This is a genomic window from Streptomyces viridosporus, assembly GCF_002078235.1.
In the GTDB taxonomy this organism is placed as follows: Bacteria; Actinomycetota; Actinomycetes; order Streptomycetales; family Streptomycetaceae; genus Streptomyces; species Streptomyces viridosporus.
The window spans coordinates 1-12,991 of the sequence record NZ_MSGP01000063.1 but is presented as its reverse complement, the minus strand read 5'-3'; the positions used below and the strand labels follow the sequence as shown (position 1 = coordinate 12,991).

Here is a 12,991-nt window from a genome sequence, read left to right as displayed (position 1 = left end):
GATTAGGCGGGCGGCGGACGGGTCCTGGAGGCGGGGCCGGGCCTCGACGGACCCGGCCCCGCCGCGATGACGTACGACGAATGCGTCAAGGGGCTGGGCAGTGACAAGAAGTTCTACGTCAAGTCCCGCTTCGCGGTCTGCGACGGAGCGTCCTTCCTCCAGACGTGGACGCGTAACGGCCGGCCTGTCGGCACCAGCATGTTCAACGTGCGCGCGGTCGGCACCATCGCCAAGAACAGCCGCACCATCACCTTCCAGTACCACTTCACCGACTTCACCACCGCCGGCACCACCGGCGCGGCGGCCATGCCGATCACCTTGAAGGCCGACATTCCGCAGAGCCGGCCTTCCGGTGCGCGCTACACCCGCGGCGGGACCCTGCCGGGGACGAAGACGTTCACCCAGCTCAAGGCGCAGCGCACGTTCGAGGAGACCGTGACCGCCAAGCCGGGACAGGGCAGCGGATCCGCCGACCTCCTCTTCGCGGTGTACGAACCGGCCATCAGCTACACCCCGCCCGCTCCCTGGAAACTGAGCGGCGCCCTGGGCGGCAAGCTGTTCATGCTCGCCCCGCGCTGGGACGCCGCGTCGTACCTGGCCAACTCCACCGGCGGCGGCACTCCGGACAAGAAGGGGGCGGTCACCTTCAGCTACGTCACGCCGCTCACCCTGAGCGCGAAGCAGGGAGCCGAGGAACAGGCCGAGGCCGCCCACATACGACAGGCGTTCCTCGTCCCGCAGGACACCAAGCCGTACATGTCGGCGAAGAAGATTCCCGGCCAGACGGCGAAGGAGCCCCTGCACCGCACGGTGAGCGCCACCCGCATCGACAAGAACCGCGCGGCGGCGGTCAAGCAGCGCAAGCGGTACTGGGGCGCCGACTACACCCAGGGCGGCACGCTCGAGTGCGACGAGTACCCCTTCGCCAGCACGTACGAAGGAGCCGCGGAACCCGAGTTCGACGCGGACGCCAAGGAGTTCAACTTCTCCGCCAAGCCCATGGCGAAGGACGACAACAAGGCCGGCGGATTGATCCTCAAGAGCTTCTACGCCAAGAACCGCATCATCGACGGCATGGACGACGGGTTCATCGTCGGGATTGTCTCGTGACCTGAGCCACCTGTACCTGCGGTGGGAGCGGGGCGCGTCCGCTCCCACCGCAGTACTGCTTCCTCACGCGCCGGCGGGCCAGAACCGGATGAGGTAACGCTCCACCCCGTGACCGGTGCCCTCGCCCTCCGACAGGGCGGCGGCCTCGGCCCGGCCCGCGCGACCGACCCGGACCCGCCACGAACCACCGGAGTCCCCCAGCACGATGACGTCGTCCGCCCGGCCCGTGTGCATGGACCACACGGCGACCTGCCCGCTCGTCGACTCGAAGTCGGCCTCGGCCTGCTCGTCCCAGTCCGCCGGGTCCTGCGGCGGCGGTCCGTCCCACACCTCGACGGTGACCGTGGCGGTGTGGGTGTGCCCGCCGCTGGTGATGTCCAGACGGCCGGGGTGCGTGCCGAGGAAGGCGCTGTGGTCGAAGTCGTCGGGGAACGGGACCGGCAGGTCCGCGTCGTCGGACTCCTGCAAACCGAATGCGTGGTGCCCCACGTACGCGTCCACGCGCTGCTGCCGGACAAGCTGTGCCACGAGCACCCCTTCGGGATTCCGATGCCGGTTTCCTTGCCGGGATGGTAGGCGGAGGTGGCGAGTCGGCTGCGGTGAGGGGTTTCACCCGTACGCCGGACGCCTGGAGGCGACGTACGGAGTCCTCGCGGCACAGGCGTTGACTCCCAGAGAGTCACTGGCCTTCATCCAGAAGCTGTCGGGAGAGCTGTGAAGACAGGCAGCCCCGCGCCTGCCGCTGGCGAACCGCGCTGGTTCAGGAGCAGCTACAGCGCGGGCAACGGAGGTGATTGCGTCGAGGTCGCGGACGCCGGTACGGCCGTACCGGCGTCCGCGACTCGAAGCGACCGGACGCAGCGGTCCTGAGCGTTCTCGGCGAGCAGCGGCACGGAGCGGGGGTCCTCCTTGGGTCAGCCGCCGGTCTCCACGCGGTCGCGGGTCAGCCCGATGAGGGCGTCGGCCCGGTCCCGGTGGTTCCAGCCGGCCCAGCCGAGCAGGAGCGAACCGTCGGCCTCGGTGGAGGCGCCGGGGTAGGAGATGAACCGCTCCTTGGGCACGTCGAGCTTGCCACGGTTCGAGCTTCCAGTCGTCGCCTCCGACAGGGGACGTGCCGTTGTCCTGCCCGTGGGACGGTGCCGCTGCCGAGCGCGCCTCAGAACTCCGTCGGCTCCACCGCTCCCAGCCGTGTCATCAGCCCGAGCCGGTCGTACTGCCACCAGCCCTCGACGATCTTTCCGTTCCCGCCGAAGCGGAAGACCGTCGTACCCGTCATGGACACCTTCTTCCCGGTGGCCGGGATTCCGAGGAAGTCGCCCCGGTGGGTCCCCTCCCAGCTCCACCGCGTGCACACCCGGTCCTCCTGGGCGATCTGGTCCTCGATCCGGAAGGAGAAGTCGAAGCCGCCGCGCCACACGTCCATCTCGCGCCGGAAGTGGTCGAGGCCGATGATGTCCTGCTCGTTCGCCGGATCGTGGTCGTGGTAGTGCTCCTCGACCAGGCCCGTCACCGGTGACAGATCGCTCCCGGTGGCCACCACCTCGAAGAACCGCCGCGCGGAGTCCGTGTTCAGCTGCGCGTCCCGCACCACGTCCAGGTCCGTGAACGTGGGCGTCCCGTCGCAGAGCGCCACCATCTCCCGGAAGATCCGGTCGGTCTCCGGGAGCTGCGAGTTCCGCACCGCCTCCTCGTACGACGGGAACTCCACGATCTCGACGACGTGCTCCGCGTCCGAGCGGTCCTTGCCGACCACCGTGTGCGTCGCCGTCCGCCTTCCCCTGGTCTGCTCGACCCACTGGTCCATGAGCCGGTCCATCTCCTCGAACCGGTTCGTCCTGCAGTCGATGAGCTGTACGAAGGTCATCCCGCTCGCCTCCGGCGCCCCCCTGGGTCCGGGTCCTGTCAGCCCCATTTTCCTCCCGGGCACGGGCTCCGGCCCGCCGTGGCCGCGGTACGCCCCCTACCGGGGTCCGTACTTCCGCCCCGTCCGCGAGGAGATCCCGCCCAGCACGCTCCGCGGGATCAGCTTCGCCGCTCCCATCAGCGCCTTGTACCGGGGATCCGGGATCGACAGCGACTTGCCGCGGGCCAGGTCCGCGAGGGCCGCCGCGGCGACCTTGTCCGCGTCCAGCCACATCCAGTTCGGGATGTTGTCCGTCCCCATCCCGGCCCGCTCGTGGAACTCGGTGCGCACGAACCCCGGGCACAGCGCCATCAGGCGTACGCCGTTGCCCGCCAGGTCCAGCGCCGCGCCCTGGGTGAACTGCACGACCCACGCCTTGGACGCCCCGTAGGTCCCGCGCGGCAGGAACGCCGCGGTCGAGGCGACGTTCACGACACCCCCGCGCCCGCGCTCCCGCATCGCCTCCGTCGCCGCCGAGGTCAGCCGGAGCACCGCCTCGCAGTGCACCTTGAGCATCCTCAGCTCGTCGGCCATGGGGACGTCGAGGTACCGGCCCTTGTTGCCGAAACCGGCGTTGTTGACCAGCAGGTCCACGGGGCTCTTGCGGTCGCCGAGCCGGGCCGCCACCGCCTCGATGCCCCGGTCCTCCGCCAGGTCGGCCGTCAGCACCTCCGCCTCGATGCCGTGGCGGTCGTGCAGTTCGGTCGCCTGTTCCCGCAGCCGGCCGGTGTTCCGGGCCACCAGCACCAGGTCGTGTCCGTCGGCCGCCAGCCGCCGCGCGAACGCGGCACCGATCCCCGCCGTCGATCCCGTAATCAGAGCCGTTGTCATGCCGCAAGAGTAGTTACCCGGAGCGGAGGCGTCCGCTCTGCGGCTCCGCCGTACGGGGAGGCGCCGGGGACCGGCCGGTTCAGCCGTCCCCGTGTCCGCGTCCATGGCTCCCGTGACCCCCATGGGCCACACGGTCCGTACGGCCCGGGTGTCCCGGCGGTTTCCCGGCCGGCTGTCCCTTCTCGACCACCACGAACTGGCCCATCATCCCCTCGTCTTCGTGATACAGCAGGTGACAGTGGTACATGTACGGCGTGTCCGGATCGGCCGGTCCCGTGAAGCGCAGCGCCAGCTTCATCGTCGTACCGTGCGGCACGAACACCGTGTCCTTCGGCCCCCGCAGGGCCGGCGGCGGAGCCGCACCGTTCACCTCCACCACGCGGAACTGCACGTCGTGCACATGGAAGTTGTGCGGCATGCCGTTCGTGTTGCGTATCGTCCACACCTCCGTCGTGCCGCGTGTGACCGTCTCGTCGACGCGTCCCATGTCCATCGCCCGGCCGTTGATCCCGGACCGTTTCAGATCGAAGTGCCGGCCGCGCACGGCCTCCTCCTCGCGCGGCACCTCCGGTTCGGCGAGCTCGGTGGGAAGCCCGGGGGAGGGCCGCAGCCGCTCGGCCGCACGCAACTCCAGTACGTCGAACGAGTCGTCGCCCCCACCGAACCGCCGCTGCCAGGCGTCCCCGTAGTTGTCCTGCGGGAAGCTGCGGAGCATCACCCGCTCACCCGCCGCCACCCGCACGACGATCTCGGCGCGCTCTCCCGGTGACAGCTGCACCCGGTCCATGACCGCGGGCCGTGCCGGCAGACCGCCGTCCGTGCCCACCAGGGAGAAGCCGCGGTCGTCGGGGAAACCGAAGGCATAGGTGCGCGCGGTGGAGGCGTTGAGCAGCCGCAGCCGTATCAGCTCGTCGTGTACCTGCCGATAGGGGCGCAGGGTGCCGTTGACCATGGTCCGGTCGCCCAGGAAGCCCACGTTCTGCATCAGCCCGCGGTCGCCGGCCAGCTGCGAGCCGTCGAAACGGACGTCCTGCACGACGACGGGCAGGTCGTCGACGCCGTACCGCTTCGGCAGGGGGAGGCGCGCGGACTTCTCGTCGTCGAGGAGGAACAGGCCCGCCAGACCGCGCCGGACGTGCGCCTCGGTCCTGCCGTGCGGATGCGGGTGGTACCAGAGCGTCGCCGCGGGCTGGTCCACCGTCCAGCGCGGTGTCCAGGTGGCCCCCGGGGCGATCATCTGGTGCGGGCCGCCGTCCATACGCGCCGGCAGGTGCATGCCGTGCCAGTGCACGGAGGACGCCTCCTCCAGGCCGTTGACGACCCGTACGCGCACCTTCTCACCGCGCTGTGCCCTCAGCGTCGGGCCGAGGTAGGAGCCGTTGAACCCCCAGGTGGGGGTCTTCACCCCGTCCCGGAACTCCGTCTCGCCCGCCTGCATGCGCAGCTCGAAGACCCGGGTGCCGTCCTTCTCGACGGTCGACTCGGCCAGCGGCGGTATCGCCAGCGGGTTGTCGAACGGCGCCTCGCCCACCGTGCTGACCTTCGCGTCGGTCCACAGCCGGGCGAACAGGCCGCCGACGACCAGGGCGGCCGCGACGACCAGCGAACCGAGCACGAGGACGAGCCGCTTCCAGCGGAAGGCGCGACGGGGGCCGCCGGACGGGCCTCCCCCGTCCGGCGCCGCGTTTCGGGACGTGTGACGGGACATGCCTCGAGCGTCCTCGCCCACGAGGCACCGGACATCGGGGAACCGCCCCGACCCGCCCCTGAGCCGACCCCGGCCCGCGGTCCGGGGCTTCCCCCTAGGAGCCGCCCGGCGCCCGGCGTGCGAGGACCCGCAGCGGCGGCCGGGCACGCCGTGTCACCACGGCGGACCGACGGACCGACGGACCGGACGGGTCGTCAGGCCTGCGCGCCCGCCCCGTATTTCTCCACGTACGTCCGCGCCGCCGCCCGGGCCTCCGGATGCAGCGCCTCGCCCGCCGCCAGCAGCCGGGGAAGCAGCGCGCGGTCGGTCGTGACCGCCCGGAACTGCAGCGCGACCGTCACCTCGTGGTCCGGCCGGTGCACGATCCGCACCGCGTCGCCCGCCCGTATCTCACCGGGGCGGACCACCCGCAGATAGGCGCCCGGGGCGCCCCGCCGGGTGAACCGCTTCACCCAGCCCTTCTCACCCAGATGGCCCTGGAAGGTGCGGCAGGGAATGCGCCCGGAGGTGATCTCCAGCACCGCCTCGGCCCCGACGGCCCAGCGCTCACCGATCAGGGCGCCGGACACGTCGAGGCCCTCGGTGGTGAGGTTCTCGCCGAAGGAGCCGTTCCGCAGCGGGCGCCCCAGCGTGCGCTCCCACTCGTCGAGGTCCTCGCGGGCCATGGCGTACACGGCCTGGTCGTCTCCGCCGTGGTGCCGCGTCTCGCACACGGCGTCCCCGGCCAGCCCGCTCGCGCCGACCCCCTTCGGCCCCGGCGCCGCCACCCGCACCGGCCCGTCCACGGGCCGCTTGTCGATGCCGGTCAGGCCCTCGGGCTGGTCCGTGTACGGCACGCTCCGGGGGTGTCCCAGGTTCACAGACAGAAGCTTCATGGGCGCACGGTAGGCGACGACGATCAAAGCGTCGAAGCGATATTCGCCGTCCTGTCAAAGGGCGGCTTATCCTTGAGGGGTGATCGAAGCCCGTCACCTGCGTGTGCTGCGCGCCGTGGCCACCACCGGTTCCTTCTCCGCCGCGGCCCGGGAACTGGGCTGCACCCAGCCCGCCGTCAGTCAGCAGATGAAGGCACTGGAGGCGTCCGTCGGCACGCCCCTGCTCATCCGCAACGGCCGTGAGATGCGTCTGACCCAGGCCGGCGAGGCGCTGGTGCGGCACGCGGCCGGGATCCTCGCCGGGCTCACCGCCGCCGAGGAGGAGGTCGCCGCCATCGCCGGGCTGCGCGCGGGCCGGGTCCGGCTGGTCTCCTTCCCCAGCGGCAGCTCCACGCTCGTCCCGACGGCCCTCGCCGCCCTGCGCGACGCCCACCCCGGCACCCGGGTCTCCCTGGAGGAGGCCGAGCCGCCCCGCTCCGTCGAGATGCTGCGCGAGGGGGACTGCGACGTGGCGCTCGCCTTCCGCTACGCGGGGGCGACGGGCGCGGAGGAGTGGGACGACCTCGTCGTGCGGCCGCTGCTGACGGACCGGCTCGTGGGGCTCGTGCCCGAGCGGCACCGGCTCGCGCACGCGGAGTCCGTCGCCATCGGCGAACTCGCCGAGGAGCCGTGGATCGCCGGCTGTCCCCGCTGCCGGGGACAGTTGGTCGAGGTGTGCGAGGCGGCCGGATTCACCCCGCGCATCGACTTCGCGACCGACGACTATCCGGCGGTCGCCGGCCTGGTCGGCGCCGGGCTCGGGGTCGCGGTCCTGCCCCAGCTGGCCGTCGAGTCCGTACGGCCCAGGAGGGTGCGCACCGTCGTGCTGGAGCCCGCCGTGCGGCGGGAGATCGTCGCGCTCACCCTTCCCGACCTCGCGCAGGTGCCGGCGGTCGCCGCGACGCTGGACCAGTTGGCGCGGGCGGCGACCCGGTAGCCCGGGCCGGACCGCGGACCGCGGCGGGTCCGCTCCCGGGTGACGGTCGGTGACCGCGCCGGAAAAAGATCAGGGGCACGCGTACGTGCCCCGGTCTCTACGGATCAGTCTCTACGGATCAGTCTTTACAGAAACGTTCCTTCAGGTGCTCGAAGCGGCGTGCCCGCCGGCCGCCGATGCCGACACCAGCCTGTTGCGCGCCCGTCCCATCAGTTCCTCGCGCTCGTCCTCGGTCAGTCCGCCCCATACGCCGTACGGTTCGCGTACCGCCAGCGCGTGGGCGGCGCACTCGGCGCGCACCGGGCACCTCATGCAGACTTCTTTGGCCGAGTTCTCACGAGCGCTTCGAGCAGCGCCCCGCTCGCCCTCCGGGTGGAAGAAGAGCGAGCTGTCCACCCCGCGGCACGCAGCCAGGAGCTGCCAGTCCCACAGGTCCGCGTTCGGTCCGGGAAGGCGGGAGAAATCTGCCATTGCGTGACCCCTATGTAGCCGTTCTGGGCGGATCCGGTGTCCACGACCGTACAACTACGATCCAAGGAGATGAAAATATGACTCATTGCGAATCTAGCCTCAGACACCAATGAAAGGGAAGAAAAGGGGCTGAATGGGGCACGGTTGTGGTGAAAGTTCGAGGGTCCGTGGCGCATGTCCGCTTCGTGTCCGACTCCTCACGTAGAGTGCCGAAGATGGCAGACGGCCCCGTAACTCTTTCGAGTGACCGTCGTTGAGAGTGCGAGGCGGTTGAAGGAACAAGCGCTCGGGCAGGCGTCCGAGACGGTCGACCGCACAGGTGACGATTTCGTACCAGCCTGGAGGCTCAAGGTGACGCGCATCAGCTGCGGAGGGCGGCCATGACTTCCGTCCTCGTCTGCGACGACTCCCCGCTCGCCCGAGAGGCGCTCCGCCGCGCGGTCGCGACCGTGCCCGGCGTCGAGCGCGTGACGACGGCCGCCAACGGCGAGGAAGTCCTCCGCCGCTGGGGGGCCGATCGCTCGGATCTGATTCTGATGGATGTGCGCATGCCCGGTCTGGGCGGCGTGGAGACCGTTCGGCGGCTGCTGTCCGCCGACCCCGGAGCGCGCATCATCATGCTCACCGTCGCCGAGGACCTCGACGGTGTGGCGCTCGCGGTGGCCGCCGGTGCCCGCGGCTACCTGCACAAGGACGCGTCCCGCGCGGAACTGCGCGCCACGGTCACGCAGGCGCTCGCCGACCCGACCTGGCGGCTCGCCCCGCGTCGGCTGCGCTCCGCCGAGATGGGCGCCGCGCCCACGCTCACCGCGCGTGAGATCCAGGTCCTCGAAGGCATGAGCCACGGCCGCTCCAACGCCGAGATCGGCCGGGAACTGTTCCTCTCCGAGGACACCGTCAAGACGCACGCGCGACGGCTCTTCAAGAAGCTCGGCGCCTCGGACCGGGCCCACGCGGTGGCGCTCGGCTTCCGGTGGGGCCTCGTGCGCTAGGGCCTGTCCTCCGGATCGGACCGGCTACGGCGTGCGGCGCCGGGCGGCGGCCGACGAGCGGGGGCACGCGGATGCCCCCGCCCGGGCCGGACACGCGCAGGGCGGTGTCCCCGACCGGGGCGCCCACGCGTGGCACGACGCCGACCGGCGAGGACCGCTCCCCGTCCGGACGGGAGCCGCGGCTCGGCGGGGCGGGCCCCCGGCGGCGCGGACCCGGACCGATCCGGACGACAGGCCCCGGGGCCGGCCGCGCACGCCGCGGAGAGGGCACCGGGAACCCGGTTCACCAGGGCAACGGCGGCGGCCGAAGGGTGCCCTCTGCTTGTTTCGCCGCGGATGACGCATCCTTGAGGTGTGGAGTTCCTCGGGGACGAGTCGGTCGAGCGGAAGGGGAGGGCGCAGGGGATGAGTTCCGCCGCACCTGCTCATAACGCTTCGGTGCACAACAAGGGACGCGGTGCCGCGGACCCGGGGCCCGCAGGGCACCATGGACCGATGCGCGACGACGAGGCGGGCACTGCCCAGGGGGCGATCGGTGCGCTCGTCCACCGCGCCGTCGACGGGGACGAGCAGGCCACGCACGATCTGCTGGCCCGTGTCCACCCCTTGGCGCTGCGCTACTGCCGCACCCGCCTGTCCCGGCTCCCGGGCGACGCCCGGCACTTCGTCGAGGACCTCGCCCAGGAGGTCTGCGTCGCGGTGCTCCTCGCGCTGCCCCGGTACAAGGACACCGGGCGGCCCTTCGAGGCGTTCGTCTTCGCCATCGCCGCACACAAGGTCGCCGACCTGCAGCGCGCGGCGATGCGGCACCCCGGCTCGACGGCGGTGCCCTCCGACGAGATGCCCGAGCGCCCCGACGACTCGCTCGGCCCGGAGGAGCGCGCCCTGCTCAGCAGCGATGCCGAGTGGGCCAAGAAACTGCTGGCCAACCTGCCCGAGAACCAGCGGGAGCTGCTGCTGCTGCGCATCGCCGTGGGCCTCACGGCGGAGGAGACCGGACAGATGTTGGGAATGTCACCCGGCGCGGTCCGGGTGGCCCAGCACCGTGCGCTGAGCCGGCTGCGCGCGCTGGCGGAGCAGTAACCGCCGTCGGCGCTTCGCCCCTTCGGCGCGTGAACGGGCCCGCGGCGGTGCCCGTACGAACATACGAAGCCCGGAGCCGTGCATGATCGTGGAATGGGACACCATCGCTTCCCGTTAGCATGGACATCCGCACCGATCAAGGCCATTTGGGGAAGGTGTCATGACTGCCAACGTCGACGGAGTGCCCGGTAAATTCGCGACACTCGGGCTGACCTACGACGACGTGCTGCTGCTGCCGGGCGCATCGGAAGTGCTCCCCAACGCGGTCGACACCTCGTCCCGCATCTCCCGCAACGTGCGGGTCAACATTCCGCTGCTGTCCGCCGCCATGGACAAGGTCACCGAGGCGCGCATGGCGATCGCGATGGCCCGCCAGGGCGGCGTCGGCGTCCTGCACCGCAACCTCTCGATCGAGGACCAGGTCAACCAGGTCGACCTGGTGAAGCGGTCCGAGTCCGGGATGGTCACGGACCCGATCACGGTGCACCCGGACGCGACGCTCGCCGAGGCCGACGCCCTGTGCGCCAAGTTCCGCATCAGCGGTGTCCCCGTCACCGACGGCAACGGCAAGCTGCTCGGCATCGTCACCAACCGCGACATGGCCTTCGAGACCGACCGCTCCCGTCAGGTGCGCGAGGTCATGACCCCCATGCCGTTGGTGACCGGCACGGTCGGCATCTCCGGTCCCGACGCCATGGGGCTGCTGCGCCGCCACAAGATCGAGAAGCTTCCGCTGGTCGACGACGAGGGCGTCCTTAAGGGCCTGATCACGGTCAAGGACTTCGTGAAGGCGGAGCAGTACCCGAACGCCGCCAAGGACGCCGAGGGCCGTCTGCTCGTCGGTGCCGCGGTGGGTGCCAGCCCGGAGGCCCTGGAGCGGGCCCAGGCCCTGGCCGAGGCCGGTGTGGACTTCCTGGTCGTCGACACCTCGCACGGTCACAACCGCAACGCCCTCAACTGGATGTCCAAGATCAAGTCGAGCGTGGGCGTCGACGTGATCGGCGGCAACGTCGCCACCCGCGACGGGGCGCAGGCGCTGATCGACGCCGGTGTGGACGGCATCAAGGTGGGCGTCGGCCCGGGTTCCATCTGCACCACGCGCGTGGTCGCCGGCATCGGCGTCCCGCAGGTCACGGCCATCTACGAGGCGTCCCTCGCGGCCCGTCCGGCCGGCGTCCCGCTGATCGGCGACGGCGGTCTGCAGTACTCCGGCGACATCGGCAAGGCCCTCGCCGCCGGCGCCGACACGGTGATGCTGGGCAGCCTGCTGGCGGGCTGCGAGGAGTCGCCGGGCGAGCTGCTGTTCATCAACGGCAAGCAGTTCAAGTCGTACCGCGGCATGGGCTCCCTGGGCGCCATGCAGTCGCGCGGCCAGGGCAGGTCGTACTCGAAGGACCGCTACTTCCAGGCGGACGTGGCGTCCGACGACAAGCTCGTCCCCGAGGGCGTCGAGGGCCAGGTGCCCTACCGCGGTCCGCTGTCCAACGTGCTGCACCAGCTCGTCGGCGGCCTGCGGCAGACCATGGGCTACGTGGGGGCCGCCACCATCGACGAGATGGAGTCCAAGGGCCGCTTCGTGCGGATCACCTCGGCGGGTCTGAAGGAGAGCCACCCCCACGACATCCAGATGACGGTCGAGGCGCCGAACTACAGCAAGCAGTAGCGAGCAGTGGCGCACGCACGCGGGGAGCACGTCTGAGCGTGCCGAGCCCCGCCGAGGGCGGTCCCGGGCGTTCCGGGGCCGCCCTCGCCGTCCGTCCGGGGCGGTGACCGCCGCGCCGTCGGGGATACTGGAAGGTGCTGCAACGCATCAGGGAAAGGCCACAGACGTGACTGAGATCGAGATCGGGCGCGGCAAGCGCGGCCGCCGGGCGTACGCCTTCGACGACATCGCGGTCGTCCCCAGCCGCCGTACGCGGGACCCGAAGGAGGTCTCGATCGCCTGGCAGATCGACGCCTACCGGTTCGAGCTGCCGTTCCTGGCCGCTCCCATGGACTCGGTGGTCTCGCCGGCCACGGCGATCCGCATCGGCGAACTCGGCGGCCTCGGCGTGCTGAACCTCGAGGGCCTGTGGACGCGCTACGAGGACCCGCAGCCGCTGCTGGACGAGATCGTCGGACTGCCCGCCGAGGCGGCCACCCGCCGCCTCCAGGAGATCTACACCGCCCCCATCAAGGAGGAGCTGATCGGGCAGCGGATCAAGGAGGTGCGCGACTCGGGCGTGGTCACCGCCGCCGCGCTCTCCCCGCAGCGCACCGCCCAGTTCTCCAAGGCCGTCGTCGACGCGGGCGTGGACATCTTCGTCATCCGCGGCACGACGGTCTCGGCGGAGCACGTCTCGTCCTCGCACGAGCCGCTGAACCTGAAGCAGTTCATCTACGAACTCGACGTCCCGGTGATCGTCGGCGGCTGCGCCACCTACACGGCGGCCCTGCACCTGATGCGCACCGGCGCGGCCGGCGTGCTGGTCGGCTTCGGCGGCGGCGCCGCGCACACCACGCGCAACGTGCTCGGCATCCAGGTCCCGATGGCCACCGCGGTCGCCGACGTGGCCGCCGCCCGCCGCGACTACATGGACGAGTCCGGCGGCCGGTACGTGCACGTGATCGCGGACGGCGGCGTCGGCTGGTCCGGCGACCTGCCCAAGGCGATCGCCTGCGGCGCCGACGCGGTGATGATGGGCTCCCCGCTCGCCCGCGCGACCGACGGCCCGGGGCGGGGCAACCACTGGGGCATGGAGGCCGTCAACGAGGAACTGCCGCGCGGCAAGAAGGTCGACCTCGGCACGGTCGGCACCCTGGAGGAGATCCTCACCGGTCCGTCCCACACGCCCGACGGCTCGATGAACCTCTTCGGCGCCCTGCGCCGCGCGATGGCCACCACGGGCTACAGCGAGCTGAAGGAGTTCCAGCGCGTCGAGGTGACGGTGGCGGACTCGCAGCACCGGCGGTGATCCTTCCCGCGCCACGCCGAGGGGCCGGCCACCCGGACGGGGTGACCGGCCCCTTCGCATGAGGGGGTGACGGGGGCGCCTGAGGGGG

Annotated in this window: 14 protein-coding genes and 1 pseudogene; 8 read left to right on the top strand and 7 right to left on the bottom strand. The window is 71.4% G+C overall.

The window, feature by feature from the left end; genetic code table 11:
• Positions 1-66: 66 nt before the first annotated feature.
• Entirely contained in the window at positions 67-1,110 is a 1,044-nt protein-coding gene (locus B7L92_RS41940) for a NucA/NucB deoxyribonuclease domain-containing protein (RefSeq protein WP_255310755.1), read from the top strand.
• Between the two features lie 63 nt (positions 1,111-1,173).
• Here B7L92_RS41940 and B7L92_RS04745 read toward each other — a convergent pair whose 3' ends face one another.
• Positions 1,174-1,638 (bottom strand): hypothetical protein, encoded by a 465-nt coding sequence (locus B7L92_RS04745; protein ID WP_081236221.1) that lies wholly within the window; start codon positions 1,636-1,638, stop codon positions 1,174-1,176.
• A 100-nt stretch (positions 1,639-1,738) separates the two neighbouring features.
• Here B7L92_RS04745 and B7L92_RS41935 point away from each other — a divergent pair.
• Together B7L92_RS41935 and B7L92_RS04740 are read left to right on the top strand one after the other, a co-directional pair.
• A pseudogene (locus tag B7L92_RS41935) lies at positions 1,739-1,828 on the top strand (XRE family transcriptional regulator); the annotation flags it as partial.
• A complete protein-coding gene (locus tag B7L92_RS04740; RefSeq protein WP_081236218.1) occupies positions 1,825-1,980 on the top strand; it encodes a DUF397 domain-containing protein in 156 nt (51 codons plus the stop codon). The pseudogene B7L92_RS41935 and the gene B7L92_RS04740, both read left to right, overlap by 4 nt.
• Before the next feature lie 44 nt (positions 1,981-2,024).
• Here the strand turns inward: B7L92_RS04740 and B7L92_RS43830 are convergent, their stop codons facing one another.
• The 5 genes from B7L92_RS43830 to B7L92_RS04715 form a co-directional block, all read right to left on the bottom strand.
• Complete coding sequence (locus B7L92_RS43830; protein ID WP_081236217.1) at positions 2,025-2,330, bottom strand: DUF7008 domain-containing protein; 306 nt, start codon at positions 2,328-2,330, stop codon at positions 2,025-2,027.
• Positions 2,267-2,974 (bottom strand): ester cyclase, encoded by a 708-nt coding sequence (locus tag B7L92_RS04730; RefSeq protein WP_081236216.1) that lies wholly within the window; start codon positions 2,972-2,974, stop codon positions 2,267-2,269. The genes B7L92_RS43830 and B7L92_RS04730 overlap by 64 nt, the downstream gene beginning before the upstream one ends.
• A gap of 96 nt (positions 2,975-3,070) precedes the next feature.
• Positions 3,071-3,844 (bottom strand): SDR family NAD(P)-dependent oxidoreductase, encoded by a 774-nt coding sequence (locus tag B7L92_RS04725; RefSeq protein WP_081236215.1) that lies wholly within the window; start codon positions 3,842-3,844, stop codon positions 3,071-3,073.
• 79 nt (positions 3,845-3,923) lie between these two features.
• A complete protein-coding gene (locus B7L92_RS04720; RefSeq protein ID WP_143626234.1) occupies positions 3,924-5,552 on the bottom strand; it encodes a multicopper oxidase family protein in 1,629 nt (542 codons plus the stop codon).
• A gap of 194 nt (positions 5,553-5,746) precedes the next feature.
• Positions 5,747-6,427, bottom strand: coding sequence for an MOSC domain-containing protein (locus tag B7L92_RS04715; RefSeq protein WP_081236219.1), 681 nt, complete (start codon positions 6,425-6,427; stop codon positions 5,747-5,749).
• A gap of 79 nt (positions 6,428-6,506) precedes the next feature.
• Here B7L92_RS04715 and B7L92_RS04710 point away from each other — a divergent pair, with 79 nt between their 5' ends.
• Positions 6,507-7,403 (top strand): LysR family transcriptional regulator, encoded by an 897-nt coding sequence (locus tag B7L92_RS04710; RefSeq protein WP_081236214.1) that lies wholly within the window; start codon positions 6,507-6,509, stop codon positions 7,401-7,403.
• A 141-nt stretch (positions 7,404-7,544) separates the two neighbouring features.
• Here the strand turns inward: B7L92_RS04710 and B7L92_RS04705 are convergent, their stop codons facing one another.
• Positions 7,545-7,874, bottom strand: a complete 330-nt coding sequence (locus tag B7L92_RS04705; protein ID WP_004984385.1) for a WhiB family transcriptional regulator — start codon at positions 7,872-7,874, stop codon at positions 7,545-7,547.
• 380 nt (positions 7,875-8,254) lie between these two features.
• Between B7L92_RS04705 and B7L92_RS04700 the strand changes: the two genes are divergently transcribed.
• The 4 genes from B7L92_RS04700 to B7L92_RS04685 all read left to right on the top strand — a co-directional run bounded on the left by B7L92_RS04700 (position 8,255) and on the right by B7L92_RS04685 (position 12,903).
• Entirely contained in the window at positions 8,255-8,866 is a 612-nt protein-coding gene (locus tag B7L92_RS04700) for a response regulator transcription factor (RefSeq protein WP_003948568.1), read from the top strand.
• A 495-nt stretch (positions 8,867-9,361) separates the two neighbouring features.
• On the top strand, positions 9,362-9,949 hold the full coding sequence (locus B7L92_RS04695; RefSeq protein WP_004984380.1) for a sigma-70 family RNA polymerase sigma factor: 588 nt from the start codon (positions 9,362-9,364) through the stop codon (positions 9,947-9,949).
• Between the two features lie 160 nt (positions 9,950-10,109).
• A complete protein-coding gene (guaB, locus tag B7L92_RS04690) occupies positions 10,110-11,612 on the top strand; it encodes an IMP dehydrogenase (protein WP_081236213.1) in 1,503 nt (500 codons plus the stop codon).
• A gap of 166 nt (positions 11,613-11,778) precedes the next feature.
• Positions 11,779-12,903 (top strand): GuaB3 family IMP dehydrogenase-related protein, encoded by a 1,125-nt coding sequence (locus B7L92_RS04685; protein ID WP_081236212.1) that lies wholly within the window; start codon positions 11,779-11,781, stop codon positions 12,901-12,903.
• Positions 12,904-12,991: the final 88 nt, after the last annotated feature.

What these genes read in the sequence shown, in the direction of transcription:
- B7L92_RS41940 (WP_255310755.1), top strand. Translation starts at nt 67, where the DNA reads ATGACGTACGACGAATGCGTCAAGGGGCTGGGCAGTGACAAGAAGTTC.
- B7L92_RS04730 (WP_081236216.1), bottom strand. Translation starts at nt 2,974, where the DNA reads ATGACCTTCGTACAGCTCATCGACTGCAGGACGAACCGGTTCGAGGAG.
- B7L92_RS04725 (WP_081236215.1), bottom strand. Translation starts at nt 3,844, where the DNA reads ATGACAACGGCTCTGATTACGGGATCGACGGCGGGGATCGGTGCCGCG.
- B7L92_RS04720 (WP_143626234.1), bottom strand. Translation starts at nt 5,552, where the DNA reads ATGTCCCGTCACACGTCCCGAAACGCGGCGCCGGACGGGGGAGGCCCG.
- B7L92_RS04715 (WP_081236219.1), bottom strand. Translation starts at nt 6,427, where the DNA reads ATGAAGCTTCTGTCTGTGAACCTGGGACACCCCCGGAGCGTGCCGTAC.
- B7L92_RS04705 (WP_004984385.1), bottom strand. Translation starts at nt 7,874, where the DNA reads ATGGCAGATTTCTCCCGCCTTCCCGGACCGAACGCGGACCTGTGGGAC.
- B7L92_RS04700 (WP_003948568.1), top strand. Translation starts at nt 8,255, where the DNA reads ATGACTTCCGTCCTCGTCTGCGACGACTCCCCGCTCGCCCGAGAGGCG.
- B7L92_RS04695 (WP_004984380.1), top strand. Translation starts at nt 9,362, where the DNA reads ATGCGCGACGACGAGGCGGGCACTGCCCAGGGGGCGATCGGTGCGCTC.
- guaB (WP_081236213.1), top strand. Translation starts at nt 10,110, where the DNA reads ATGACTGCCAACGTCGACGGAGTGCCCGGTAAATTCGCGACACTCGGG.